Source organism: Lysinibacillus pakistanensis, assembly GCF_030123245.1.
In the GTDB taxonomy this organism is placed as follows: Bacteria; Bacillota; Bacilli; order Bacillales_A; family Planococcaceae; genus Lysinibacillus; species Lysinibacillus pakistanensis.
The window spans coordinates 1943965-1970351 of sequence record NZ_CP126101.1 but is presented as its reverse complement, the minus strand read 5'-3'; the positions used below and the strand labels follow the sequence as shown (position 1 = coordinate 1970351).

General features: G+C 36.7%; 24 protein-coding genes. 7 read left to right on the top strand and 17 right to left on the bottom strand.

From position 1 onward, the window contains the following. Nucleotides 1-56: 56 nt before the first annotated feature. Nucleotides 57-1226 carry a pyridoxal-phosphate-dependent aminotransferase family protein gene (locus tag QNH24_RS09360; protein WP_283871761.1) on the top strand — a complete coding sequence of 390 codons (1170 nt, stop codon included), beginning with the start codon at nt 57-59 and terminating at the stop codon, nt 1224-1226. A 352-nt stretch (nt 1227-1578) separates the two neighbouring features. Here QNH24_RS09360 and QNH24_RS09355 read toward each other — a convergent pair whose 3' ends face one another. The 5 genes from QNH24_RS09355 to QNH24_RS09335 form a co-directional block, all read right to left on the bottom strand. After that, nucleotides 1579-2235, bottom strand: a complete 657-nt coding sequence (locus tag QNH24_RS09355; protein WP_283871760.1) for a GAP family protein — start codon at nt 2233-2235, stop codon at nt 1579-1581. Between the two features lie 26 nt (nt 2236-2261). Next, nucleotides 2262-3002, bottom strand: coding sequence for a MerR family transcriptional regulator (locus tag QNH24_RS09350; protein WP_283871759.1), 741 nt, complete (start codon nt 3000-3002; stop codon nt 2262-2264). Nucleotides 3003-3019: 17 nt separating this feature from the next. Continuing rightward, complete coding sequence (locus tag QNH24_RS09345; protein WP_054770418.1) at nt 3020-3169, bottom strand: hypothetical protein; 150 nt, start codon at nt 3167-3169, stop codon at nt 3020-3022. 395 nt (nt 3170-3564) lie between these two features. Then, nucleotides 3565-4881 carry a D-serine ammonia-lyase gene (gene dsdA, locus QNH24_RS09340; RefSeq protein WP_283871758.1) on the bottom strand — a complete coding sequence of 439 codons (1317 nt, stop codon included), beginning with the start codon at nt 4879-4881 and terminating at the stop codon, nt 3565-3567. Further along, nucleotides 4871-5344, bottom strand: a complete 474-nt coding sequence (locus QNH24_RS09335) for a YaiI/YqxD family protein (RefSeq protein ID WP_283871757.1) — start codon at nt 5342-5344, stop codon at nt 4871-4873. The genes dsdA and QNH24_RS09335 overlap by 11 nt, the downstream gene beginning before the upstream one ends. 186 nt (nt 5345-5530) lie before the next feature. On the opposite strand from QNH24_RS09335, the gene gdhA reads away from it, so the two are divergent. The 3 genes from gdhA (at nt 5531) to QNH24_RS09320 (ending at nt 8683) form a co-directional block, all read left to right on the top strand. Beyond that, nucleotides 5531-6904, top strand: a complete 1374-nt coding sequence (gene gdhA / locus QNH24_RS09330; RefSeq protein WP_054770417.1) for an NADP-specific glutamate dehydrogenase — start codon at nt 5531-5533, stop codon at nt 6902-6904. Nucleotides 6905-7144: 240 nt separating this feature from the next. After that, a complete protein-coding gene (locus tag QNH24_RS09325) occupies nt 7145-7831 on the top strand; it encodes a phosphoribosylaminoimidazolesuccinocarboxamide synthase (RefSeq protein WP_283871756.1) in 687 nt (228 codons plus the stop codon). 201 nt (nt 7832-8032) lie between these two features. After that, nucleotides 8033-8683, top strand: coding sequence for a Yip1 family protein (locus QNH24_RS09320; RefSeq protein ID WP_283871755.1), 651 nt, complete (start codon nt 8033-8035; stop codon nt 8681-8683). A 40-nt stretch (nt 8684-8723) separates the two neighbouring features. On the opposite strand, the gene QNH24_RS09315 is transcribed toward QNH24_RS09320, so the two are convergent. The 7 genes from QNH24_RS09315 to QNH24_RS09285 all read right to left on the bottom strand — a co-directional run bounded on the left by QNH24_RS09315 (nt 8724) and on the right by QNH24_RS09285 (nt 16297). Next, the gene (locus QNH24_RS09315) at nt 8724-10460 is read right to left on the bottom strand and encodes a methyl-accepting chemotaxis protein (protein ID WP_283871754.1); all 1737 of its coding nucleotides are present in this window, start codon (nt 10458-10460) and stop codon (nt 8724-8726) included. A 235-nt stretch (nt 10461-10695) separates the two neighbouring features. Next, entirely contained in the window at nt 10696-11898 is a 1203-nt protein-coding gene (locus QNH24_RS09310) for an NAD(P)-dependent malic enzyme (RefSeq protein ID WP_054770416.1), read from the bottom strand. A gap of 625 nt (nt 11899-12523) precedes the next feature. After that, nucleotides 12524-13354, bottom strand: a complete 831-nt coding sequence (locus QNH24_RS09305) for an MBL fold metallo-hydrolase (RefSeq protein ID WP_283871753.1) — start codon at nt 13352-13354, stop codon at nt 12524-12526. A gap of 61 nt (nt 13355-13415) precedes the next feature. Continuing rightward, nucleotides 13416-13964 carry a hypothetical protein gene (locus QNH24_RS09300; RefSeq protein ID WP_283871752.1) on the bottom strand — a complete coding sequence of 183 codons (549 nt, stop codon included), beginning with the start codon at nt 13962-13964 and terminating at the stop codon, nt 13416-13418. Next, the gene (locus QNH24_RS09295; protein WP_283871751.1) at nt 13957-15066 is read right to left on the bottom strand and encodes a hypothetical protein; all 1110 of its coding nucleotides are present in this window, start codon (nt 15064-15066) and stop codon (nt 13957-13959) included. Before QNH24_RS09295 ends, QNH24_RS09300 begins: the two co-directional genes overlap by 8 nt. Continuing rightward, nucleotides 15063-15581 (bottom strand): sigma-70 family RNA polymerase sigma factor, encoded by a 519-nt coding sequence (locus QNH24_RS09290; RefSeq protein WP_283871750.1) that lies wholly within the window; start codon nt 15579-15581, stop codon nt 15063-15065. Before QNH24_RS09290 ends, QNH24_RS09295 begins: the two co-directional genes overlap by 4 nt. Nucleotides 15582-15964: 383 nt before the next feature. Further along, a complete protein-coding gene (locus QNH24_RS09285) occupies nt 15965-16297 on the bottom strand; it encodes a hypothetical protein (protein ID WP_283871749.1) in 333 nt (110 codons plus the stop codon). 473 nt (nt 16298-16770) lie between these two features. Between QNH24_RS09285 and QNH24_RS09280 the strand changes: the two genes are divergently transcribed. Beyond that, nucleotides 16771-17112 carry a hypothetical protein gene (locus QNH24_RS09280; RefSeq protein ID WP_283871748.1) on the top strand — a complete coding sequence of 114 codons (342 nt, stop codon included), beginning with the start codon at nt 16771-16773 and terminating at the stop codon, nt 17110-17112. Nucleotides 17113-17350: 238 nt separating this feature from the next. Here the strand turns inward: QNH24_RS09280 and QNH24_RS09275 are convergent, their stop codons facing one another. From QNH24_RS09275 to QNH24_RS09265, 3 genes are all read right to left on the bottom strand, one after another. After that, on the bottom strand, nt 17351-18490 hold the full coding sequence (locus tag QNH24_RS09275) for a hypothetical protein (RefSeq protein ID WP_283871747.1): 1140 nt from the start codon (nt 18488-18490) through the stop codon (nt 17351-17353). 612 nt (nt 18491-19102) lie between these two features. Then, complete coding sequence (locus QNH24_RS09270; protein ID WP_283871746.1) at nt 19103-19912, bottom strand: sulfurtransferase; 810 nt, start codon at nt 19910-19912, stop codon at nt 19103-19105. Nucleotides 19913-19922: 10 nt separating this feature from the next. Then, nucleotides 19923-23534 carry a dynamin family protein gene (locus tag QNH24_RS09265; protein WP_283872785.1) on the bottom strand — a complete coding sequence of 1204 codons (3612 nt, stop codon included), beginning with the start codon at nt 23532-23534 and terminating at the stop codon, nt 19923-19925. Nucleotides 23535-23962: 428 nt separating this feature from the next. On the opposite strand from QNH24_RS09265, the gene QNH24_RS09260 reads away from it, so the two are divergent. Together QNH24_RS09260 and QNH24_RS09255 are read left to right on the top strand one after the other, a co-directional pair. Then, nucleotides 23963-24391, top strand: a complete 429-nt coding sequence (locus QNH24_RS09260; protein ID WP_283871745.1) for a DUF4183 domain-containing protein — start codon at nt 23963-23965, stop codon at nt 24389-24391. Nucleotides 24392-24417: 26 nt separating this feature from the next. Continuing rightward, a complete protein-coding gene (locus QNH24_RS09255; RefSeq protein WP_283871744.1) occupies nt 24418-24738 on the top strand; it encodes a DUF4183 domain-containing protein in 321 nt (106 codons plus the stop codon). Between the two features lie 62 nt (nt 24739-24800). Here the strand turns inward: QNH24_RS09255 and QNH24_RS09250 are convergent, their stop codons facing one another. Together QNH24_RS09250 and QNH24_RS09245 are read right to left on the bottom strand one after the other, a co-directional pair. After that, nucleotides 24801-25526, bottom strand: coding sequence for a 5-oxoprolinase subunit PxpA (locus QNH24_RS09250; RefSeq protein ID WP_283871743.1), 726 nt, complete (start codon nt 25524-25526; stop codon nt 24801-24803). Further along, nucleotides 25517-26386 (bottom strand): 5-oxoprolinase subunit C family protein, encoded by an 870-nt coding sequence (locus tag QNH24_RS09245; RefSeq protein WP_283871742.1) that lies wholly within the window; start codon nt 26384-26386, stop codon nt 25517-25519. The genes QNH24_RS09250 and QNH24_RS09245 overlap by 10 nt, the downstream gene beginning before the upstream one ends. Nucleotide 26387: the final 1 nt, after the last annotated feature.

The window sequence follows — 26387 nt, the reverse complement described above, 5'->3', positions numbered from 1 at the left end:
TATTATAGTTAGAAAATTTCGAATTTCTTATTTTACAAAAAAGGGGATTGATGAATGTGTATGAAAATATTTTAAGACATCCTGGACCTACACCTATTCCAAAAAAGGTTCAGCTTGCAATGAATAAGGATATTTTTAGCCATCGAAGCACAGAATTTGTGGAGCTTTACCGTGAAACGACTGAATTAGTAAAGCCAGTATTTGGTACAAAACAAGATATTTTATTACTTCCTTCAGGTGGTACAGCCGCTTTGGAAGCAGCTGCAGTGAATACTGTTTCAGCTGGTGAAGACGTTGTTGTTGTGACAGTTGGAGCATTTGGTGATTATTTTGTTTCAATTTGTGAAAAATATGGCTTTAACGTACATAAGCTTGAAAAAGAATGGGGACAAGCTTGTACTGCGGATGAGCTACGAGCATTTTTACAGCCCTTGCAAGCGATTAAAGCTGTTTTTGTAACCTTTAATGAAACTTCTACAGGTATCTTGAACCCTGTCGCTGAACTGGCACAAGTTGTTCGAGAAGAAACAGATGCTTTAGTCATTGTAGATGGAGTAAGCTGCGTTGGTGGAGCACCTGCTGAAATGGATGCGTGGGGTGTCGATATTCTTGTTACAGGCTCTCAAAAGGCTATGATGCTACCGCCAGGCCTTTCACTTGTCAGCGTCAGTGACAGAGCATGGAAAGTTATTGCGGAAAATAAAGCACCATCCTATTACTTAAATTTATTGAGCTATCGTGGCTGGGCAGAAAAAGGGATGACACCAAACACGCCTACCATCACACTTATCTATGGACTTCATGAGGTATGCAAACTGATAGAGCAAGAAGGCGGCTTTCATAAAACCGTAGCACGTCATGAATTAATGAAAAATATGGTGCGAAATGCGATGAAGGCACTAAATATTGAACTGTTAACCGAAGATGAATATGCCTCACCAACAATTACAGCAATCTTGGCACCAAAAGGAATAGACCTTGGTGAATTCCTAACACATTTAAAACAACACTATCATTTAGATTTCGCTGGTGGACTTGGCCACTTGCAAGGGAAGATTTTCAGATTTGGTCATATGGGCTATTGTTTCCCAAGCGATATTTTACAAGCTGTTTCATTAATGGAGGCGGCACTACAAGACTTCTCCTATGACTTTGAGCCAGGTGCCGGAGTACGCGCTGCTCACGAAGTTTTTTTAGCAGCTCAGCAAAAACAGCTTCAACGATAAATTATAAAAAATTAATTTTAAAATAATGTGTATAGAAAATAATAATTAACCCAAACTATTTAAGATTTCACTTCAAATCCAATGACTAGGAGGGTTAACCCGATGAGTGGGATGGATTGAAAACTCAGAAGGACCATTCAGAACTGAATATAGCTAAAGCACAGTCTTAAAAATTTTAAGACCCATTTGCGGAAGCGAGGCAGTGTGTCATGGAGCATTTAAAGTAAGTGAGAATCAAGCCTGGAATTCTATTTCCAGGCTTTTTATTTGGATATTTATCCTACATAAAGTTCAAAATTGTATTCTGTTAAACGTGTTATTCAATACTCAACAACAATACTTCATTCACAAATTATAGATAATCAATAGTGTAAAATATTAATATCACGCCAACTATACAAATAATCCAGGATAAAGCAGAACTTGAACTGCTTGCTATTTTATTCCGAAGTTTAACTAAGGTAGGGTTTATCAATTTTCCAAACACTTTATATCCTAAAAATATAAGAAGAGCTGGTAGAACCATTATAATATTGTATACTGCTATAGTTGAAATCCTTTGATAAAAAGGTATATCTATTGTAGTTAATAAACCAATAGCAGCAAAATATGGTAAGGCCATGCCTGCCTCAATGATAAACGTCGTCACACCAATAATAATAATTGAGAATAAGCTTTGTGTTTTAGGCTTTGGAATATTACTTTTTTTATTTGTGGGGATAAAAAAGCTAGCAGTAAATAATATCACCCCTATGATGAAAATTACCCAGCTAAGTATTTTATTTTGAAAAATAGTTGAGAATGCTTCTATAATAAAATTTAGACCTAACATCATAATGATACCTAATGAAAAATACAATAGCACAACCGTAAATAGATATGTCAATAATCTTGATGTTAAATTTTTATTATCTGTTAAAACCAGAAATAAAGTAACACCAATAATTGTAGGGCTTAACATATCTAAAAGAGCTAAGCCGCCCAAATAAATTAATATATCAGTTCCCATCTTTCCCTCCATTTGAGTTCAAATAACTATGATTTATTATCGAGATAATGACTATATGCCTTCTCCAAGAAAGTAAGGACCTCTTGATCAATTGGATATAGGCTAAACTTTTTTGATTCCTCAGGCGACATCCTAATGTCCCATAGTTTATCTAAAAAAACATCTTCGTCAGTAAAGTCTTCACCTTTTTTTACATCCATTCTTTCAATAATATTTTGTATTCGTGAATGACTATAACCAAGGTGCATATATTTTTTTAATTGCCCCACTAAAGCAATCCACTCTAAAGAGTCTGGATCACTACTAGCCATGTTAGGAAGTTTTTCTAATACTTCCGTGTTTTTAATATTTAATTCAACTAGATTATAATTTAATGCTTCTTTAGCATCCTTATTATTATATAAATCAATGATTTTTTTAATTTTAAATTCTTCTCCATCAATCGCTATACCGTTTATTAGCTCCCTTAAACTAATTTCTATCTTTGAAAGACGGTCCTTTTCTTTTATCACATAAGATAGTTGTGTCATTAGACTATTAGACCAGTCCCATTCTTCGGACTCTAACATTATTTTGATCTCGCTTAATTGAAATCCTATAGTTTTTAGGAATTGTATTTGCTGAAGTTTCTTCAACTCAGTATTTGAATATAATCGATGACCCCCTTCAGTTTTTGATACAGGTTTCAAAAGTCCAATTTTATCGTAATATCTCAAGGTTCTAACTGATACACTGCTCAGCTTTTTAAATTCATTGATATGAAACAAGCTAATACCCTACTTTCTTATTCATTTGTATTATTAAAAATAATCATTTTAAACACATAACCAATCCCCAAACCAATTAGCACCCCTGGAAAAGCATTATCAAAAAATAAACCTACTCCAGCTCCAATAATAACAAAAGCATAAATAATAATATCGTCTTTCTTCATCTTAGGATTCCCCTTTTAAATTAGTGTTAAAGTAAATGCTGCTCTTTATCAGTATAAAAGATGACGTAAGGTCACTTTCAACTAATTTAAACATCCCCTTGTTGAACCCCACTGAAAAGGAACCAAAACCGCATTTTTATCTCACCCTTGTAGAGACGGGAGTCTTCTGTATCTATGAATGAAGATAAATATCCAACAAAAAATCACCTCCAGGAAAAAGAGGTGATTTTTATCAAACTTTATTATAATCAAACAACCTTTTACCAAAGCTTCAGATGTCTACTCATTTTGTAAATTAACACTGTTCCTACTAATAACAATCTTCCTAATATAATGGCTTAACACGCCATATTTTTTCTGGTGGTTTATTATAAATGAAGCAATTAAAATAACTTTCAACCCTTTTTTAAATACTCTTCACGCATCTCTTTTGGCACCATACTCCCACCTGTCGCCCAAACAATATGCGTAGCTTGCTCCATTTTGTTTGTTAAATGATGCTTTTCCAAATAATTTTGCCCGTATTTCATTAACTGTATCGGTCCAAACATCCCTGCATGTGCAGATGGCTCCAAAAATATCCCTTCGCTGTCCATTGTCAAACCTAATGATGTAAACAACTGTTCATCTGTCACCGTGTAACAACCACTGATATACGTTTCCATCACCTTGCCCACAAACTTTGACGCACGACCAACAGCTAAACCATCTGCTTCTGTTTTATTGTCAAGTCCAATATCCTCTACACTGATTGCATCATGTAGTCCTGTCATTAAACCGATTGTCATGCAAGGAGACGCAACTGGCTCTGCAAAGAAAATATGCACATGCTCTCCAAAAAGCTCTCGAAGTCCATATGCAACGCCACCGGGTCCACCACCAACCCCACACGGTAAATACACGAACAATGGATGTGTTTCATCCACTTTAATGTTCGTCTTTTCAAATTGGTGCTTTAGTCTTTTCGCTGCCACCGCATAGCCAGCAAAAAGATCCTTTGAATTTTCATCATCAATAAAATGACAGAATGGGTCTTGCTCAGCCTCTCGACGACCTTGCTCCACAGCCACACTGTAGTCAGCCTCATATTCGATGACAGTTGCACCCTTTTCACGCAGCAATGCTTTCTTCCATTCCTTTGCGTCACTCGACATATGTACTACGACATTAAAGCCGAGTTTCTTGCCCATAATGCCGATGCTTAATCCTAGATTACCAGTAGAGCCAACTGCAATTGTGTACTGCTGGAAAAATGCTTGGAAGTCCTTCGTTCCCAACACCTCATAGTTATCCTCTTTTTTTAGCTTTCCACCGGCAATAGCTAGGCGCTCTGCATGCCTTAATACTTCAAAAATACCTCCACGAGCCTTAATTGAACCTGAGATTGGCAAGGCATGATCGCATTTTAAGATAAATTGACCAGGTATTGAAACATCAAATTTCCTTTCGAGAGCTTTCTTTATCAATGGTATATCCTGAATAGTCGATTCAATAAATCCTTGACTTTCCAAAAGCTCTGGAAATGCTACTTTTAAATAAGAAGAAAAGCGTGTAAGTGTTTCTTCCGCTTCATCTACTTCCTGCATCGAAAAAAGATTGGTTGTCGCCTCTTTTTGCCAATTTGTATTTTCCCAAAGCACAGTATGCTTATTTGTTAACTCTTTTAGTATTGGAAATTGATGAAATAGTTCGTGTTTAAGTTCATTTTTCACCTTCAGATTCCTCCATTTTTTTCGCTGAAATTGCTCGTTCACAAATTTGTCGAAATTTCATTTTGAACGAAATATTGTTTTCTTGTGTTCTTTTTTTAGGTCCCTTTGTGCGTCCACCTGCACGTCTAATTTTCTGTCCAACATGTCTCATTTCGAGCAAACGTTCGATATTTTCATTGGACATTTCTCGTCCATTTTGATCAATTGGATACCCTCCTCTTGCCAAAACCATTGCTGCTAAACCATAATCCTGTGTAATGACAATATCGTGTTTTGAAAGCGCATTCACTAGCGTGAAATCAACCGAATCTGGACCTTTAGGAACAATTATTGTTATTACATTATCACGTTCAATACGATGGGATGTATCGCAAAATAAGATAGTTTCAATCTCAAACTCAGATGATATAGATAACGCTAAATCCACTACTGGACAGGCATCAGCGTCAATTAGAACCTTCACAATAAGGCATCAATCCCTTCTCTTAATTAGATGAATCACTCACCCTATAATTATTTCAATATAACAATTTCACGACCCCTCTTGCTCAATTTTTCACAAACTTTAGACTGTTGGAAAAAGTATTTTATTGAATAGTGCGAAAAATAGATATACGATACACCTATCAAATAATTGGAGGTTTTCATTATGACAACTACAACTGTTAGCAACGAACAATTAGCAAAAGAATACGTAGATGGTGTATTCGAGCAACTAAAACAGCAAAATAGTCATCAAGCGGAGTTCTTACAAGCAGCTGAAGAAATTTTCATTTCATTAGTGCCTGTATTTGCACAACACCCTGAATATATAAAAGCCAATATTTTATCACGTATCGTTGAGCCAGATCGTATCATTTCCTTCCGTGTTGCTTGGCAAGATGATAATAATCAAGTACAAGTAAATCGTGGTTATCGTGTTCAATACAGCAACGTAATGGGACCATACAAAGGCGGACTTCGTTTTCATCCTTCTGTTAACGAATCAATCATTAAGTTTTTAGGTTTTGAACAAATCTTTAAAAATGCTTTAACAGGCCAGCCAATCGGCGGTGGTAAAGGTGGCTCAAACTTCGATCCAAAAGGTAAATCAGATTCAGAAATCATGCGTTTCTGTCAAGCATTCATGACTGAATTATACCGTCATATTGGTCCAGATGTCGATGTTCCTGCTGGTGATATCGGTGTAGGTGCTCGTGAAGTTGGGTATTTATGGGGTCAATATAAGCGTTTAACAAAAGCAAATGAATCTGGTGTGTTAACTGGTAAAACGCCAGGCTACGGTGGTTCTCTAGCTCGTAAAGAGGCAACTGGATACGGCACTGTGTACTTTGTTAAGGAAATGCTAAAAGATGCAAATGATTCTTTTGAGGGTAAAACAGTCATTGTTTCTGGTTCAGGAAATGTATCAACTTATGCGATTGAAAAAGCCCAACAATATGGTGCGAAAGTGGTTGCTTGCTCAGATTCTTCAGGCTATGTGTATGATCCAGAAGGTTTAGATCTTGATGCGATTAAGGAAATTAAAGAAGTAAAAGGTGACCGTATTTCAACTTACGTAAACTACCGTCCAAATGCTACATTTACTGAAGGTTGCACAGGTATTTGGTCAATTCCATGTGATATTGCGCTTCCATGTGCTACTCAAAACGAAATTAACGGTGATTCAGCGCGTACATTAATTTCTAATGGTGTCAAAGCAATTGGTGAAGGCGCAAACATGCCATCTGATCTTGAAGCAATTAACGAATTCTTAAATGCTGGTGTTTTATTCGGACCTGCAAAGGCTGCAAATGCAGGTGGTGTTGCTGTATCTGCTCTTGAAATGGCACAGGATTCAAGTCGTGTATTCTGGTCATTTGAAAAAGTAGATGCGAAATTACATCAAATTATGAAAGATATTTATGCAGATAGTAAAGCAGCAGCTGAAAAATACGGCTATCCAGGAAACCTTGTAATTGGGGCAAACATTGCTGGCTTTATCAAAGTAGCAAATGGTATGCTTTCTGAAGGCGTTTATTAATAATATTTTTTTAACTAAATTAAAATAGCTCTGATAATAGAAGAGTTAACCATGCTTTAAATTTGGAATTTTCTTATTTTATTCAAGATGATGACGAACATTCGTTATCATCTTATTTTTTAGTAGATAAAAGTGAAATAATTACAAAAATAAAGTACTTAAACGAACGATTTTAATGTTAATTTATTAAAATATTCGTGTTATACTAATGGAGTACTATGAAATATTGGAGGGTTTTTTGTGGAATTATTGTATACAGGTAAAACGAAAAATGTGTTCAAATTAGAAAATGGTCATTACTTATTGAAATTCAAAGATGATGTAACTGGAGAAAATGGCGTATTTGATCCAGGTGCCAATACTGTAGGATTAACAATTGATGGTGCTGGTCTTGCTGGTCTTCGCCTAACTTCCTATTTCTACTCAAAGCTAAATGAACAAGGTGTTCCAACTCACTACGTAGATGCAAATTTTGACGATGCCACAATGACTGTAAAGCCTGCAACGGTTTTTGGGAAAGGCTTAGAGGTTATTTGCCGCTTTAAAGCTGTTGGTTCTTTCTTACGTCGCTATGGCGCTTACGCACAGGAAGGACAAGATTTAGATTCCTTTGTAGAAGTAACAATAAAAGATGACGATCGACTTGATCCTCCTATTTCTGAAGATGCTTTAGCTATGTTAAACCTGTTAACACACGAAGAATATGCTATTTTAAAGCAACGTACAATTGAAATTGCTAAATTTGTTGCTGCTGAGCTTGCAAAAAAGGAATTAACACTTTATGATATTAAATTAGAATTTGGCCGTGATGCAAAAACCAATGAAATTTTATTAATTGATGAAATTTCTGGTGGCAATATGCGCGCTTACAAAGGCGAACAATACATCGAGCCGTTAGAGCTTGAAAAAATTATGCTAGCTGACTAATCATTTATTTCCTTCAAATTGGAAGGGATGTTCATATCGCATTTTAATTTGTTCAGTAAGTATTTCCGTACTTCTGAACAATTTTTTTATTAGACGAAACTTTTCACCAATCCATCCGTATATTGTATAGAATCATATATTTCAAGTTTTATCGCTCTCATTTGTATGAAGTATATTATTATTTTATTTGGAGGTAGTTTAATGGAACATTATAATGACACACAACAGGAAAGGCCGAAACTTAATCCATTTCTATCTGTTTGGCTCCATCCAAAGCAAACAGCCCGTTATATGATTGACGAAAAAACAACTGGCTATGCCATTCTGATTCTTTCCATTGGTTATATTGGTTCGTTACTATCAGGGCTGATCGATCAAGAATTCATTCCAGATTTTTCTCCTTGGATACTGTTGTTATTATGTGTGATTTTCGCGCCCATTGCAGGTATTATTGGAACAGGGTTCTCTGCCCTTTTAACATGGTTATTTGGTAAGCTTTTCAAAGGAACTGGTACATTCTCAGATTTATTCAGAAGCTTGAGCCTAACAGCCATACCTTTTATTGTTCTTATTCCATTTTATATTGTTTGGCTATTCACTTCACCTGAGTCCTTAATGGATCCAAATTTCATAGGCACCCTTCCTTGGATTTTCTGGCCAACAACGTTAGTGTCGTTTGTGGTTTTCATTTGGTCATTCGTGATTAGTGTAGGCGCTGTGGCAGAGGCACATCAAATCTCAAATTGGATGGCCTTCTTTACAATCTTAATTCCATCAATTATTTTATTTGTCATTTTCTTTGTACTTTTCTTTATCATCCTGATTGGCATCATTGGTATTGGCATGATGTAAAAAAATCCCATCTCTCTATTGAGAGGTGGGGATTTTTGCTTTAAAGTTTAAATTGTGAAACTAAGCCCTTCAATTTTAAGGCTAATTCTGATAATTGCTCAGATTTTCCTGTCATTTCTTCCATCGAACTACTTGTCTGCTCCGTTGTCGCAGTTGTTTGCTCAACACCAGCCGCTGATTCCTCTGCTACTGCAGCAATTTCCTGTATAGCGCTATTCATTTTTTGACCATCTTCAGACACAGCTGATAAATTTATTGAGATTAATTTAACACTTTCTACTACTTCATTGATGGATTCACTGATTGTGTTAAACGTTTCACTTGTAGCTTTTATTTGATTTGTTCCAGCTTGCACCTCTTGGTAGCCACCCTCTAAAGAAGATGTTACAACATCAAAATCTTGCTGAATATTTGTGACAATACCTGTAATATCGTTCACGGAAAACGCCACTTGCTCTGCTAATTTTCTAACCTCATCTGCAACCACTGCAAATCCTTTTCCATGCTCACCAGCTCTTGCTGCTTCAATTGCAGCATTCAATGCTAATAAATTAGTTTGATCCGCAATATCTTTAATGACAACGACTAATTTTGAAATTTCTTGCGCTTGAGCATCAAGTTTTTTTACTCTCACCACAGCGTTTTGCACAATGCTATCTATTTTAACCATCTGATTATTAGAAGTCGCCATCAAATGATTTCCCTCTTCGGTTAGTGCCAACACATCAACAGAAGATTGGTGTATATGTCCACCATGTCGATTCGTTTCCAATAAATCTGAGGTGAAACGTTCCATCAATGATGTTAGTTCATTGGCATGGTGAGCTTGTCCCTCTGCACCAGATGCCAATTCATGCATCGTTATTGCTACCTGCTCGGTTCCCACCTTTACTTCTGTTGCAGATTGCGTTAATTCTTGACTGGAATGGTTAATCATATCTGAAGCTTGATAAATATGATGAATCATATCCTTTAGCTTTAGTTGCATTTGATTCATGGCACTCGCTAATTTTCCAATCTCATCTTTGGATTTAATTGTCATCAGCTCTTGAGATAAATCTCCTTCTGCAAAAAGTTCCATCGCTTCAGCTACTCGATTAATAGGCCTAGTCATGCTACTTGCGTACATCCAAATTACGAAAATACCAACAACAATTGCAATACCGATAACCACTAATGTTATTGTTAAAATACTATCTGCTGGTTTATTAAATTCGATTAAATATGTACTAGCACTAATCGTCCAACCCCAATTCGGTTCTGTTTCGGCATATATTTCTTTCTGCTCTAGTTTCTCTGAATTGGGCATTTTCCAGTCATATGTAACAAAGCCTCCACCATTATTCCCAACTTTAATTGCATCTTGAATATATTTTACGCCATTACTATCCTGCTCTTCCCACACATTTGAGCCTTCTATACTGGGATGGGCAATTGATTTTCCCTCTTGGTCAACAATAAAAATATAACCGTTTTCACCTAATTTGATATTTTTATTTATTGGCCGCTTTCCTTCGGTATCTTTCTCACCCAAAATTGCTACTTTCACTTTTTCTTGAGCTTCTGTTAACGGTATTTTCCCTGCCTGCACCTCTTTATTTAATTGCTCAATCATCACTATTGTCATTTCCACACTATTTTTCAAGTTTTCTTTCCCAACCATTTCCAGATTGGTCTTACTTTGTTGATAGCTGAAAAACCCTAAAACAACTAAAGGGATCATTAAAAGAAGTAAAGAAAAAGCAATTAGTTTTGTTTTAATAGATTTTAATTTCATATTAATAAACCACTCTCCTTATCAAAAGACTAAAGACCTATTTTTTGTTAAATTTTAAAACAAATAAATATTTTATACTTTCAAAGCATAACTGAAAATCATTACAATATACTCATATTTTATTACATCAAAAGACAAATAACAACATTTTTCGAGCAAATTCTACGCATATTCCACAAATGCAAAAAAACAGATGTGAAAAACATATTGTTTTCCTACATCTGCTTTAAAGTTGTTACACGGTAAGCACTGTATTTTGTTGGAATAGCTCAGATACGCCAGATTCTACAGCAGCACCACTTACTGCACGTGATACAGTTTCAACAACACGATCGTCTAAGGATTTTGGGACGATATATTCTTCATGTAAGTCCTCATCACTTACAAGAGATGCAATTGCCTCTACTGCAGCTAGCTTCATTGCCTCATTAATATCTGTTGCACGTACATCTAAGGCTCCTCTGAAAATCCCAGGGAAAGCAAGTACATTGTTAATTTGATTTGGATAATCAGAGCGTCCTGTTCCCATAACACGTACACCCCAAGCCTTCGCATTCTCATACGTAATTTCTGGATTTGGATTCGCTAGTGCAAATACCACTGGATCATCATTCATTGAATTAATATGGGCTTCTGTTAACAAGTTAGCAACAGATACACCTATAAAGACATCTGCATCAACCAGCGCATCATCCAAAGTACCATGTATTTTTTGAGGATTCGTTAAATGAGCAACCGTTTCCTTAATTGGATTCATGCCTTCAACGCGTCCTTCATAAATAATTCCTTTTGTATCACACATATAAATATTTTTATAGCCCATTTGCACAAGAATACGCAAAATAGCAATGCCCGCTGCCCCTGCACCGTTAATAACAACCTTCATTGTGGCCACATCTTTCTTTACAATTCGGTTGGCATTAATCATCCCCGCTCCTACAACAATGGCCGTTCCATGCTGATCATCGTGGAACACAGGAATTTCACATTCTTGACGTAGACGATCCTCAATCTCAAAACATCTTGGTGCCGAAATATCTTCTAAGTTAATGGCACCAAAGGTTGGAGCAAGCGCCTTCACAATGCTGACGATTTCATCCGTATTTTTCGTATCTAAACATATAGGAAAAGCATCAACATTGGCAAAACGCTTTAATAAAATCGCCTTCCCTTCCATTACTGGTAATGCCGCCTTTGGACCAATGTCTCCTAACCCTAAAACCGCCGTCCCATCTGACACAATTGCTACCATATTCCCCTTCATTGTATAGTCGTAAACAAGTGAAGGATTTCTCTCAATCTCTACACATGGTGCAGCAACTCCTGGAGAATACGCCAAACTTAGATCATAGGAATCCTGTACCGGCACCTTTGAAATAACCTCTAATTTTCCATTATAGTGTGCATGCATTTCTAACGCCTTTTTCATAACATCCATTCTATCCCAACCTTTTCCCTGTGAATTTTTATTATATTTCAGAATCATAATACTTTGTGAAAATATAGTCAACGAAATTTTCTGTCAATTCCAAAATTTCTTTGAAAGAACAATATTTTCTATCATTTATCACACTATTTAGTCTTGTTACTAATTTCACAATTAATTATTTTTATATAATTAATGCGTGAGGTACCTTTTTAATAAATGTATTTATACCGCGATTAAACCTGTTCAACTATTCACATAGTATTTTTCTTATGTAAATGAGAAATTTTTCACAAACTTATGTAAGCGCATCCATTGCAAAATCTAGCGTTGTCACATTTTCTCCACATTTTTTCACAAACTTTTTTATTATTCTTTTTTAAGTATTCTGTTTTAAATACAGGAGAGTGGCATGGATTTGAGTGGCTTTTATGGGAATAATGGCGGTTCTCTCTTGAACCCGAGCACTTTTCCGTGGCACCTGAGCGACTTTCTCTTGGACCCGAGCGCTTTTCAGTGGCACTTGAGCGATTTTCTCTTGAACCCGAGCGCTTTTCGGTGGTACCTGAGCGACTTTCTCTTGGACCCGAGCGCTTTTCAGGGTTCAGCGCTTTTCTCCATCAAACAAAAAAGAGCCCTATGTAAAGGACTCTTGCTTAAACTGCTGAATAAAAGCGGTAATGATATGCTTGGAAGACCACTGCTCCCCTGATACTTTTGTAATTGGATATTCGCGAGGGAAGATAGATTTAGTGATTTCTTCCACTGTATAACCTTGATTAAATAGTTGCTTAACTCGCCCTTCCATGTCCTCTAAATAAGCGATTTTATTTAGAATTTTCGATCGACCATCCGCAATATAGCCTGCATGGCAGCAATATATTGCCTCGAAATCATAGTTTAATAGCTTCTTTAAAGATGCCAAGGTATGTACAATGTTTTCTTCATCCAGAACAACCTTGGTTTTTGTCTGTATAAATAAATCACCTGTGAACATGGCGCCGGTTTCTCGATTGTAAAACGAAACATGATCGGTTGTATGCCCAGGAGTTTCAATGACATCCCATATTGCTGATCTTGATTGTAAGGAGTCACCTAGTGGTTGAGCAACAAACGCAGGTCGTTCTCCCCATAGTGCATGACGATAAAGTGGATACTCTCCATCTTCGGCACAAATTTGTACGGAATCACGATGAACAAAAATAGGGGCCTTCTTATACTGCTGAATCCATGCTGCATTTCCAGCATGATCCTCATGGGAATGTGTTAATGCTAATTGCTCAATCGGTATCTCTGAAAAGAAGGATTGAAACTCCTGTGATAGTGAGTACGAGCCTGCATCAATAAGTAAACCATCCACGAAAAAACTATAAACACTCATACCAATGCCCTGTACTGCAACTTTTCCTTGCGCACATTGAACATCCTGATTCTGTTGAATTTCTATACTTTTCTCTCGTTTAAACATCCATTTTCCCCCTTTGCTTTCTGTAAAAAGAGTGTAACACAAAATGAATGGTCAGTCATTTTTACAAATATGTAACAACAAAGGATTTTTTCTTTACATGCTTTCGTAGAGATAAAACATGGAAGAATAAACGGATATTCACCACAAATAAAAGAAATGCCCCCAGCACCAACAACCCTATCTGCCAATCTCTTGGTAAATTGCTTAAAATTGTCCAACTTACAATAACAGCAAATACAATTATGACATATTTTTTTAGCACACGGGCAGTAGGACCATGAGCATTATAGCGCTGTTCTAATGAAACTAATATTTTGCCAAACTCCATAATAATTAGTAAATCCATTCCTGCAATGAAAACAGTACTCCAGTAGAACAATAGCTGCTGAGAAAAAATATTACTTACTAATGCCAAAACTATAGCTATACCAATGTATTTTTTTACTGGTGTAACCTTTTTACTATATGAAAGACTCTTTAAATAGGCTCCATAAACCAATATATCTTGAAGAATATTGACATACTTAAAAATATTGAAATAAAGCAATTGTAAAAATAAAGCTATAGCAAACCATTGTAAAAGTTTTACATGATCCTTCGTCTCATTCATTCATTTCACGCACCTTTTTCACCATACTTTCTGTAAAGTAGACTTGGGAAAATACCTTTTTTATTAAGTAACCATCTGGACCACTTAAACCTACTGAAGCATTCATATCAAAAGGAGAGTCCTTAAACTGAATAAACAGTTCAATACGCTGACCTTTTTTCAATGAAATTGGAAAATCTTTCGAAGTAAACGGTTGATTATTAACTTTAAATTCTTTTAAGATGACTTGGTTTTCTAATAAGGACGGAACATAAAAATCATCAAATACAGCATCCTGATCAAGTATAAAGGAAATCACATGCTCATCTTGACCTCTAGAAGCACTAAAGCTTTGATGAGGTACCTGATTGTCATTTTGATAAATATTTATAGAGAGAGGCGCCTTTATTTTTACATCATCACTTAGAATAAGATATACATCCTTACTTGCAATAATTTTTTCAATCACTGATAAATCGGCTTGAAAATATGCATCCCGAATATGCTGATAACGTAACGTTTGATAGGCATCATATGGATAATAAAATCCATTAATAAGATTGTCTTGCTTTGATGTAAAATAAGCTATTGGTAGGATTACATCATCAGCCTGTAGAAATTTTACATAGCGATGGTCATTATGATTAGTTATATAACGTATCTCAAAACCATTTTGTTCATCTTTATTTACCTCTATTGATGTTGGAATAACTAAAGGGTTAACTAACTGTTGTTGTAAAAATAATGCACTGTTTCCGAGTAATAAAATCAATACTGCTGCAACGCCAAGCGTTTTTACTTTATCAGATCCTGATCCTATTTTTCTTTTAGTTATTAACAATATTATCGATATACATAAAATAGCAATTCCCCAATATATATAGGAAGAAAATTGCTCTTGAACCAAAGTTGTACTTGCCTGATGATTGTTTGTCCCTCCCTGCTCTATGCTCAATGCAATAAAGCCCCCTGCGGCAAGTGTCACTGCAATCGTTATTATTTTTGGTAGCCAACGCTGAGACTTTTGCTGCTCTTTCCTTGCCTGTTCGATTCCTTGTAGACTACGCTTATGCAACGATTTGGGAATATCAATTTGATCCATCTGCTTTTTAAAATCGCTCATTCTTGCCCCTCCTGTTCCAGCGCTTGTTTTAGTTTTTTTAATGCACGATACAAGATTGTTTTTGTAGTTCCTAATTTTAGCTGCAAAGCCTGCGACACTTGAAGTAATGTATAATCATTGTAAAATCGAAGTAATATCACGTCTTTTTCCTCTTTTGAAAGCCTTGTTATGATATCCTCCATCACCCATTTTTGAAGAAGCTCCTCATGCGGCTCTTCACCTTGCTCTAGTTCCTCCATTTCATATGGCAGGAATTGTCCCCGTTTTTTTAGTAAATCTGTTGCACAATTAATAGCAATCCTTATCAACCAAGTTTTTATATGAAACGAACTTTGCAAAGAATGTATGTATTTAAAACTTCGGTAAGCTACCTCCTGCACGACATCCAGTGCATCTACCTCATTGCCCACGTATACATAGGCCATTTTATATAAATCAATTTCAAACTGTGAAAATAGCTGTGCGAACGCCTCAGCATCGCCCTTTTTCGCTCGTTGTATGAGAATTTCCTGCACTTGCTCACCCCCTCTATCTATTAGACCTGCAGAGATTAAATTTAGCTTTCAAAAATAATATTTTTCTAACACTATGTTTTTTCTAATATATTTAATATGCAAAAAAATGCATGAAAACATTGATATCAATAAATCTGTTATTATCATAATAAATTTCAACTACGTAAATACAAGCATATAAAAGTATGGTTTTGGGGCTAAGTGAGGCAAGATTGGGGCTGTAGAATACGGTGAACGTCTGTATAGAAATGCATGAATACGAAAAATTTAGGCTAAATACTTCAATTTTTACTCGACAATTATAAGAATAACGTAATAGCATAAAAAATAGCACTGTTTGACGCAGTGCATTTCTTGACAACATTAGATAACCCTTCTCATAGTTAATTGTGGAAGGTAACTTTATTTTCAAAATAATTACAATTAGCACAAAGATAATCTTTATTTATAAAAATAGCACTATACATATTTGACCAAGGAATATGTTCAGAACATCTTTCACATTTATCTACATACTTATCACGTAAAATACCACTCTCTAAAAAGACACACCATTGTTTATCCGATAAACTTTCAGGTCCATTTTTTATGACAAGCAATGATATTTCTAACGCTTCACCATCGTCAAATCTATTCTCGCTAATTAGTTCTTTCAAATATGAAATAAATTTAGGTGATTCACTAAATATTCTTTGTTTAAGCTGTTCTCTTTGCATAAAACCTCTCCTTTTTCCATCGATTTTAATTCGACAAAAGGGAATGATTTCCTTCTTAAAAAGACAATAAAAATAACCAAAGTTTTAATCTGCTTGCGGCTCATAGTCCAATTCTATATTTCCTATTATCACAATGTTAAATTATTAACTAAAAAGGAAATTGAGGGATATATTAACTTTTTTACATTTAATTCGATAATATCCTTGTTACACAAAAAACAAAAAGGAGATGTTCATATAAAGAAAAAGGATGGACGTTAATTATTGAAGTAACAATCAATGGTTGGATGATGAGCGTATTGCTTATTAAAATAGTGACTATAAAATTAATGTTACTTCCTTAGATTTTAATAATGACAGAATTAGATGAGTTTTATCAAAAAAATCTCAAGTGGAACTTCTGCATTATTTAAGTTTAGATCTACTTCAAAAAATTACCCGTAAAATTCCTTTGAAGGGAGGTGCATTTAAAAATGGTTTCTATGGAAGATATGAGTATAAGGTTAACTATCCTTCAAGGAGCATACGGATATAAAGGTTTTACTGAACAAGTTGGTGAGAATATGTATAAAACTGATTTGAAAGCTTTTCAAGAAACAATAGAAAATGCAAAAGAACCGATTGATGCTAGTAAAGTTTCAAAGTTATCATCTGATCAAATTAAAGTGTTACAAGGTGCTCCAAGTGGTAGTTGGTTGATTCCTTTACTGAGTAGAATGGGACAATTAGGGATGATGGATTTACGTGAGGGACTATTCAACCCCAAAATATTCCAATATACTTCGACAATGAATGCTTATAAAAGATCGATTTAAGCCAAAATTTAATAGAAACACAAAAAGCCCAGGCTCAAAATTAATTAATTGAGTACCTGGGCACTAATATTATTTACCTCGCCTTTGTTGAATTGTAATGTACAGGCAAATTAATCGTTCAGTGGTCATTGTACCATTTTGCAAACCCCTCAAATGCGATTCTTAAATAATGCTGTCAATAATCGCCACTGCAATTACCGTAAGAACGGCTTTCTAGTTGAGGGCAAACTCATTGCAGTTAAACGGACATTTTATGAGCTAACACAATGGCATTAACTGCTGATACTATGTCCGTGGCTACTAGCTGTTCATCTAAATGAAGTTGTAATGTAGAGACTGGTAGATTTTTAGCTGAAATCATGAGCTCAACCTCGTGAGAAGAAAGCACCTTCGCTTGCATGATTTGCAGCCACGGGATAAGATTCGGTAATGATTTATCCTCCAAAGCCCCCGTATCCATGCCACCCACCCCAATATGTGAATGCCCACCGAAATACTCAATCCTGAGGACAGCATAAGAGGGGGTACTGCTCCTCCTCACAGTCGTGGCCGTCTCCAGCAAATGGCGGGCGGTTTTTTTAGGACCGATAATCATATTCCATAAAACAATAAACATAGACGGTATGAGGAAACCGAGCACCGCCAACCAACCACTCGAGGTATTAACATAGACAATAAGAAAGAGAGCGGCAGACAGAATCGCAAGCAGCCATATATAGAGCTCCTGCTGCCATTTGGGCTGGCGCTTCTCAGATGCTGGAGGAATTGACTGTACTGGCTGAATTTCTGGTGCTTGCTCTGGTTGAGCTACCACACGTTCTCTCCATGGAAAATGCTCCCCATTTAGCATATAGAAGTTATCTGCCGCTCCCTGCCAAACTTTCTCCTGTGAGGGATGCGGCGACTGCCAGAGATTAACGTATTCTTCAATGTCTTTCAGATAGAGGACGGGATCGCCCGTGAACGAGAAATATTGCGAAAGCTCCAGATGAATAACTGCCGCAGAATACCGCTGGATATGGGTCGATAAGGTTTCTAGCCACTCATACACAGGAGCGGCAAGCGATGGGAAATGGGCTAGCGTGCCGGGTAAGCTCAGGCGCAACTGCTCTGCAGCATCCACCCATGGAATCTGCCATTGGAATGCCTCGGAAAAGCACTCCCACTCAGGCAGATCCTCTATATCCGGTTGCTCCAAATAGGGTTGAATCTTGCTCCATGCTTGCATAAGCTGCCCGCTATAGCGCTGGAACTGCTCTTGGCTGACCAGACAAAACCATACTGGAGCAAGAAAATTATTCGTCTCGAAAGCTGTATTCTCATAGTCGACCAAATCTGTATCGGCATTTGTAACGCTAAGGAATGTCCGGTTTCCCATTTAAGATTCTTTCCTCCTTCCTTTGTTTTACATCCAATAATGGAATCAAAAAGACATACTATCAGTCCAAAGATTTTTGTTGAGTTGAGATGTTGATCCAACACAGTATTTTTGAATTATAAATTGGCAACCTTCGTAAACAAGTAAGAATCAACACTTATATTTCCTCATTCTTTCCAAGAGCTATTCTCGGAATCACACTTTGGACATTTTCCATATATTATTTTAGGAATACTGCCCTTTTTCCCCTTATTAATAAACTCTATCACCCCGTATATTAAATTAATAATCTATAAAACCAATTTTACTGATTATAGGGAAAATTATAAAATATGTCTAATAATGCGCATTATAATTTTCCAATTTGAATACACCTACATTGATCTGATAAATAACAAAACACCTACCTAAATAAGTCGTTTTATTTGCTGGAAGCCCATCTTATTTTGGAGCCTTAATATTCTATAAATATCTTTTCAGATGCACCAAATTCTTAATAATTCGCTTGTGCTTAATGTAAAGAAATTTATTTGAAACAACGTGTCTATCAATTATAGGCATAAACAAATTATATAAAAAAACGCCCACCATCGTGAGCGCTTTTTCCATCATTTATTCATTTGTACCCTTCTCGATATCATATTGGGTAATCCAATCACTATAGCTTCCAACATATAATTGAATATTTTCGTAGCCTTCATCAGCTAGGATAGCATATAAAGGCGATGCCGTCACACCACTTCCACAATAGATCACAACATGCTCGTCAGGTGATACTTTACTTCGCAGGGTATCATTAGCCTGCAATTGACCTTCTGATTTCAATTGCTCCCAGTCAAAGTTTTTGGCCGTTGGTATATGTCCTGCTACTTTATCTAACGGCTCCACCTCTCCCCGATAACGAGCTGCTGCCCGAGCATCCAATAATGTTGCCTCTACCTCTCCATCTACAATCGCTTTTACCGCTTCACGTGGCGCATAGCGTTCTTCCTGCCAGTCAAATTCAATTGTAGTTGGCGGGTATTTAATAATATCCTTGGTGAAGGCTATCTTTTTCTCAAGGGCTGGTGCACCTCCATTGGCAATGACTACATTTGGAAAACCAGCGTATGTTAGCATCCACCATGCTCTTGCTGCAAATGGTGCGGCCCCTTGATCATATACGATAATCTGATCATCATAGCTTAATCCTAATCCTTGAAAAACGGCTGATAGCTTTTCTTTGTTTGGCATTGGATGACGGCCATTGTCAGACTCCATATCCGATAAATCCTGCTCAAGGTGAATATAAATAGCACCTGGCGCATGCCCTTCATCGAATGCTTTTCTTCCTGCTTCATTGTCTTGTAAATCAAAGCGAGCATCTACAAAACGAACACCCTCAAATTGAATTTCCTCTACTGATTTAAATACTTTCCCCATACGAATCACCTCATGCGTATTGTAATTGCGCGTAAATCGTTTTCCAAGAAGCCAATCGACTTTCTTCTTGCAGTACAAGTCTTTCTGTAGCAATTTGCTCAAGTGCCTGATGGTAAATATGCAGACGCAATCTCTCCGCTTCCTCAGCAATGTAGGAAATGGCCCATTTCATTAACAATACTTTCTGGGCATCCAGATAATTTTGTGCATCTGGCTTTGTTAAGGCCTCTAACGCCTCACTTAATTTCACCTTTTCATTTTTCTCAAAGAATGCTTTAGCATTACGGAAGTGCGTTTTTACGCTTGAATATTTTGCATTATCAGTGAACGGCCCCTCAAAATCAAGTAAATCTGGCTCAGCTGCTTCAAAGCCTAAAAACGAGAAGCTACGGTTTAATTCTTTTAACTCACGTACTTCGTCCTTAAAGCGCAATTGCATCTTCTTACTGATAAATTGTGATAAACGGAAGTTCGTAACACGCATTTCTTGTGTGAAATCAAATCGTAAGCTTTGTAAAACTTCCTTTAAAGCATGCTCCAATGCTTGCTGTGCTGGCATTGCTGCAAATGTTGAAGGATTATAGCCTTCTTTAAAGAACTCTGGATAACGATAGTATACGCGTTGTAGAACATAGTATAATAATTCATCCAGCTCTTGCTTCGTTTCACTTTCTACCATACTTGTATTAAGTGTATTGAACTTGGATTTGATATGCTGTTCAAGGTTTGTTAATTCCTCTAAACGTTCATCCTTGCGCTTTAAGTTTTCCTCTGTTTGCGCAATTAAATCGCCCAAACGTTGCTCCGTTTTATCAACTTCCTCTGCAAGTGCCTGCACCGCTAATGCACTTAACTCATCATTTAAAAAGGTATAGAAAGCGTCCTCAAATGGTGGCATACCAGAAGATAATTCAGCTTCTTCAACTTTTTCCTTTAACGCCAACAAACTGGAAACACCGTAAAGTCGAGGGAAGCGTATGCCAAAGCGCTGCAATTCTGAACGTACATAGCCCTTTACATCCTCTTGTTCTTCCTCTGTAGTTGCCAAATCAATGGCATTAACAATAAAGAACATCTTATCTAGCTCGAACGCATCTTTTACACGACCAAGCTGAATTAAAAATTCACGGTCTGCTTTTGCAAAGGCATGATTGTAATAAGTAATAAACAAGATTGCATCAGCATTTCGGATATACTCAAATGCAACACCTGTATGACGTGCATTAATAGAGTCAGCTCCAGGCGTATCAACTAGTGTAACCCCCATGCGTGTTAGTGGACTATCATAATAAAAATCAATATTATCAACAAAACATGATTTGTTTTCTTGCGCAACAAATTTTTCAAACTCTTCTCGGTTAACACGTAACACTTTGCCAAGTTCAGATTTAAATGTTGGGAACCCTTCTTTATATGCACGAATAAATGATTTATGGACATTTAAACGCTCATCAGAAAGCTGCACAGCAAGTCCTTCATCCGCACGGTTAAATGCTTCTTCCAATGAGGAAACAGAAAGTCCGATTGCTGCATAGGAGCCTTTTATATCCTCTAGCATTTGCTCAGCATTTTTTAGCTGTACATCAGCTGTTTCATGTGGATGGTCTGGAGTTACAGGACGTATTTTATTAATGGCCGCTGTTGTAGGGTTTGGTGAAACTGGTAAAACCTTAGCACCCATTAGGGCATTCGAGAATGAAGATTTCCCTGCACTAAATGCACCAAACAATGCGATGGTAAAATCTTTCTTTTGCAATCGCTCTACCTTATTCTCTAAGTAACTTGCTACTTCGGCAAAGCCTTGAACCTCTTTAACGGCTTTCGCTGTATGCAAAGCTCGTTTAATAACACCTTCAATAGGAAGACTTGTTGCACTCACAGCTTGCTGCACCTCTTCTTGTTGAACAGCTTGCTCTTTTGGCTTCAGCATCGTTTCATCGAATAATCGAATTTCTGCTAAATCCTGCTTGAATGCGTTGTCCCAGTTTGTCAGTTGCTGATTCGCTTGTTTACGAATTTCATTGCTCGCCTGGTGCATAACACTTGCACTATATTGCTGGTAGCCTTCAATTTCAAGCACAGCCTGAATAGCATTTACCTTTGCCTGCATTCCTGCCATTTTTAATTTAGATGGTGCCGCTGTTTCTGTTGCTACGGACTCTAATAATGTTGCTTGTGCATCCTTCCATTGATCTGATTCTTGAATAAAGTAGCGCTTTGTTGCCTCCGCTACACGATTAGCAAAGTTTAATACGGCATCTCCTGTTAATAAAGCACCTACTTGCACCTGCTGTTCAATCAGTGAAAATGGTAGAGCAAATGGATAGGCATCAATTGCTGAAGCTCGCTCTTCATTTAGTGCACCAACATCCTTTAAAACCTTTTTCATTAAGCCCCTTAAATGGCCTGTAATTTGTGCATGTGCTACATTTTGATAGGCATTATAGGCATCTTCTTTACGGCGATTTCGTTCTTCTTCCGTTTTTTTCTTAGCCGTAAATAAGCCACCTACCTTAAAACCTTCCTGCTGACTCTCTAAATACAAACGTAATTTATCTCGTAAATCGGCAGGCATAATGGCAGCATTTGCAAGTAACTCCTTACGCTCCTCTTCAAATGTCTCGTTCCATGCCTCTACGGAAAACAACTCCACTTGACGGTTAAGCTTATTATATTGCTCTAAAATGTCCTTATGGTTTGCCCAGTCATCCGCACTTAATACATCTTCATCTATTTCTAAACGATCCTGTCTTTCTTCCATTAAATAAGTGTCATGCTCGCTTTGTAATAAACGCAGTGTATTTGTTGCAGTTAGTACAAGCTGATCCTGCCAATCATTCATACTATCCATCACAATTTTCTTCACAGCCTCAAAATCATTATGAGGGTGCTCAGGCTCTCTTAAAGAAGTGAAAAACACACCTTTAGGAATAACTCCCCAAGCGGCAAATGATTGATGGACAGTAGCTTTAAATTCCTCAAAGCTTAATTCATTTTCCTTATGCTTATCAATCATATTAACGATTAAATAAACATTTGGATTGTACTTCATCAACTGCTTTGTAAATTGGAAATTTAATTCAGATTGCACGTGATTGTAGTCCATTGTATAAAATACGATATCAGCAATATGAAGAGCTGACTCTGTAGACATACGGTGTGCATCATCTGTGGAGTCCACCCCTGGTGTATCCATCACTGTGACACCGAATGGTAATGTCGATGTACTGTGCCCGATTTCAATTTGAGATACTAGATCTCCATTTTTACTTAGTTCTTTCACAGTTTTAAAATCATAGCCTGCTTCAAACTTGACAGGCTTTTCATTGTGCATATAGACAATCGCAAAATCTTCCTCTGATTTATGGACCTTTACTATATTAGCGCTCGTTGGAATTGGGCTAGATGCAAGTAAATTTTCACCAGAAAGTGCATTAATCATACTCGACTTTCCTGCTGAGAAATGGCCTGCAAATCCAATAACATACTCTTTTTGCTGTAATTTCCGTGCAAAAAGTGAGGTTTTATCCATACGCTCTGTATCGCCATTATGCTGATATATTATGTATTGTAACGCTGCTTGTTTTAACAGCCCCTCCAATTGCTGATCAAAATCATTCATAAAACCAATATCCCCTTTATTTTTAATCAATTTCGCCTTGGCGCTTTCAACAATGCCGTCTGGATTTGAATTGTAGAGCACAAAACACTTCTTTTAAAGTCTACGACATCCGCCAGAGGCTTTATCTTCATTCAATGGTGTTCGTCATAAAGATAAATTATTCATATTTAGTATTCTACCTTATTCGACAAGCAAAGTATAACACTAATTTACTTTAAAAAGCATATATATCAAGGTTTCAGACGTAATATTCGTCAACACAGGCATGTTTAACCAACACGATATTAGGATGCTTAACTGAAACACTTAGAATTTATTTCATATTTTAAAGGGAATGCAATGATTTCAAGCACTTCTATTTTTTCTGTATGAACTAAACCAGAATAGTAGATATAGGGGCATTAATAACTAAATGGAGGGATTAGAATATGGTCAATAATGGGAATTACCAAAGAATTGAACAAACATGTGAATGTGGCTGCGAAGATCGATTTGTATGGCCCCGAATAAAAGCTAGTACAGCGTCTTCCATTACACCTCCAGTCATTATTCCTAGTGGAACGATTATTCCAATAGTGAATAGATATTTTTATATTGTTACAGCTGATATTCATCTGACAAATGGAGCTACATTAAACGCTAATCTATTTTGGGACGATAATGGAAACCAAGTAGCTGCATTTACAATTTTTCAACCAAATGGATACGTCAATCTTTTTATTAATGGAGTCATGCAAGAGGGCGGGATTTATACTGTAACCCCAGCCTCCTTAGTCCTAGATGCTGATAATGCAATCATCTATAGAGGAACGCCTATTATCATTGAATCGCTCGGTTTTATAAACCAAACGACCTAATATCATTTGAAAGGAGGTGAATAGACGTGGCGCTTTCCATTATTAATATCAATGTGAATGTTTCAGGCACTTCAACACGATTTTTTAATATTTTAGCTACACCATTAGCAATTACAGATGGAACAACTATTGCTGCTACTTCATTTTTAAATGATAGCGGTAGTGCGGCAACTACTTTTCCAATCGTAACAAATGGATACTATAATTTATATATTAATGGTGTACTTCAGGAAGGTGATTCTTATACAGTTTCTGCAACAGAATTAACGTTTAATACTGTTACAGGCGCTATTTCTGCTGGTACGCCAATTATTATCGAAGCTGTTGAATTAGTAACGATTATTTAATTCCTCTAACTAAAAATGGATGCTCTAAAAATATTGGTTTTTAGGGCATCCACCTTTTATAGTTATTTGATCTGACATTTTAACTCATAGATTTTTTTCGCATAATCCAGAGCATGTGGGCCGTCTCCGTGTATACATAAAGTTTGTGCAGAAATGTTGATTTTCTTTTGCTGTACTGATATCACTTCATTCGACATCAAAATTCCTTTGACATGTTCAAGCATTTCAGCTTCTGTTTGAATCAATGCATTCGAATCTTGTCTACTTACTAATGTACCATCATCATTGTAATTACGGTCAGAAAAAACTTCCTCATAAACTTGTAAGCCCTTATTCCTCGCAATTCCTACCATTTTACTTCCAGATAAGCAATATAAAATAGAGGTTGGATTTACATCATAGATAGCATTAACAATTGCGGTCGCCTTTTCGATATTATTTGCACTCTGATTATAGAGCGCTCCATGTGGCTTCACATGATGGAGTGAACCCTTTTCAACTGAAACAAATGCTTGTAAAGCTCCTACTTGATAGACAACCATATTGTAGATTTCCTCTGCACTAAAATCCATATCTCGTCGACCAAAGCCCTTGAGATCAGGATATCCAGGATGTGCACCAATGTGAACATTTTTACGGATCGCGTTTCGTACTGTCTGATGCATGATTGTATGATTACCAGCATGGTAGCCGCAAGCGATATTAATGGACGTAACATAGTCTAAAATTGCTTGATCTTTTAAAACATCATTACTTTCTCCCATATCACAATTTATATCTATGGACATACATCTTCCTCCATTAGTACAAATTTTATCGTATTAAACATGCGCATCTGGGCAACTTTATGTAAATCCTCCTCATGGATTGTGGCAATAATTGGATACCCACCTACTGTCTGGGCATCTGCCATTAAAATAATAGGCTCACCATTTTGTGGCACCTGAATTGTTCCAAACTGTGTGGCTTCTGAAAAGATATCTTTCATTTTTTTTAGCTTAAGTATCGAACCTTTTAAATAATAGCCCATTCGATTCCCACCCGAAAACTGAAAGGCAACCTGCAAGAATTGTTGTTGACTCTCTTCCGTAAATAGCTCAAAATGAGGACCTTTAAAGATTCTTACAGTAATGTCGGATTTAAAAATGGGACGGAAAGGAGCATATAGTCCCCTAGTATAATGTAAGGTTCCTGTGTTCTTTCCATATAGAATACTACCTTCATTAATAGCTTCACCTACAAGTGGAAAGCATGAACTACTGCCAAGTATTGACTCTGTTTGAAATCCCCCTTTAGGTGTAAGGTAGACAACAGAACCGTGACTTACACTTTTTATGGACAAGACATCTCCCTTAGTTAAGTGAAAGGTTTTCCACATTTCGATTGGGACACCATTTAATAAACACCTACATTTGGCCCCAGTCAAGACATAGATCCCATCATCGATCGCTTCAAATTCAAAACCGCCAATAAACATTTCAAATGTGGTTTGGTTTTTTTCGTTATTTAAAATATAATGCGCTGCTTGGAAGGACACTTTATCCATAGGTCCAGAAAGAGGAATACCATACTCACGATAGCCGTATCTTCCCTGGTCTTGCAGACTACCATATACACCTTGCTTTTTTACTATAAGAAGTGGCTTCAAT

What these genes read in the sequence shown, in the direction of transcription:
- QNH24_RS09355 (WP_283871760.1), bottom strand. Translation starts at nt 2,235, where the DNA reads ATGGGAACTGATATATTAATTTATTTGGGCGGCTTAGCTCTTTTAGAT.
- QNH24_RS09345 (WP_054770418.1), bottom strand. Translation starts at nt 3,169, where the DNA reads ATGAAGAAAGACGATATTATTATTTATGCTTTTGTTATTATTGGAGCT.
- gdhA (WP_054770417.1), top strand. Translation starts at nt 5,531, where the DNA reads ATGACAACTACAACTGTTAGCAACGAACAATTAGCAAAAGAATACGTA.
- QNH24_RS09320 (WP_283871755.1), top strand. Translation starts at nt 8,033, where the DNA reads ATGGAACATTATAATGACACACAACAGGAAAGGCCGAAACTTAATCCA.
- QNH24_RS09315 (WP_283871754.1), bottom strand. Translation starts at nt 10,460, where the DNA reads ATGAAATTAAAATCTATTAAAACAAAACTAATTGCTTTTTCTTTACTT.
- QNH24_RS09310 (WP_054770416.1), bottom strand. Translation starts at nt 11,898, where the DNA reads ATGGATGTTATGAAAAAGGCGTTAGAAATGCATGCACACTATAATGGA.
- QNH24_RS09305 (WP_283871753.1), bottom strand. Translation starts at nt 13,354, where the DNA reads ATGTTTAAACGAGAGAAAAGTATAGAAATTCAACAGAATCAGGATGTT.
- QNH24_RS09300 (WP_283871752.1), bottom strand. Translation starts at nt 13,964, where the DNA reads ATGAATGAGACGAAGGATCATGTAAAACTTTTACAATGGTTTGCTATA.
- QNH24_RS09295 (WP_283871751.1), bottom strand. Translation starts at nt 15,066, where the DNA reads ATGAGCGATTTTAAAAAGCAGATGGATCAAATTGATATTCCCAAATCG.
- QNH24_RS09285 (WP_283871749.1), bottom strand. Translation starts at nt 16,297, where the DNA reads ATGCAAAGAGAACAGCTTAAACAAAGAATATTTAGTGAATCACCTAAA.
- QNH24_RS09280 (WP_283871748.1), top strand. Translation starts at nt 16,771, where the DNA reads ATGGTTTCTATGGAAGATATGAGTATAAGGTTAACTATCCTTCAAGGA.
- QNH24_RS09275 (WP_283871747.1), bottom strand. Translation starts at nt 18,490, where the DNA reads ATGGGAAACCGGACATTCCTTAGCGTTACAAATGCCGATACAGATTTG.
- QNH24_RS09270 (WP_283871746.1), bottom strand. Translation starts at nt 19,912, where the DNA reads ATGGGGAAAGTATTTAAATCAGTAGAGGAAATTCAATTTGAGGGTGTT.
- QNH24_RS09265 (WP_283872785.1), bottom strand. Translation starts at nt 23,534, where the DNA reads ATGAATGATTTTGATCAGCAATTGGAGGGGCTGTTAAAACAAGCAGCG.
- QNH24_RS09260 (WP_283871745.1), top strand. Translation starts at nt 23,963, where the DNA reads ATGGTCAATAATGGGAATTACCAAAGAATTGAACAAACATGTGAATGT.
- QNH24_RS09250 (WP_283871743.1), bottom strand. Translation starts at nt 25,526, where the DNA reads ATGTCCATAGATATAAATTGTGATATGGGAGAAAGTAATGATGTTTTA.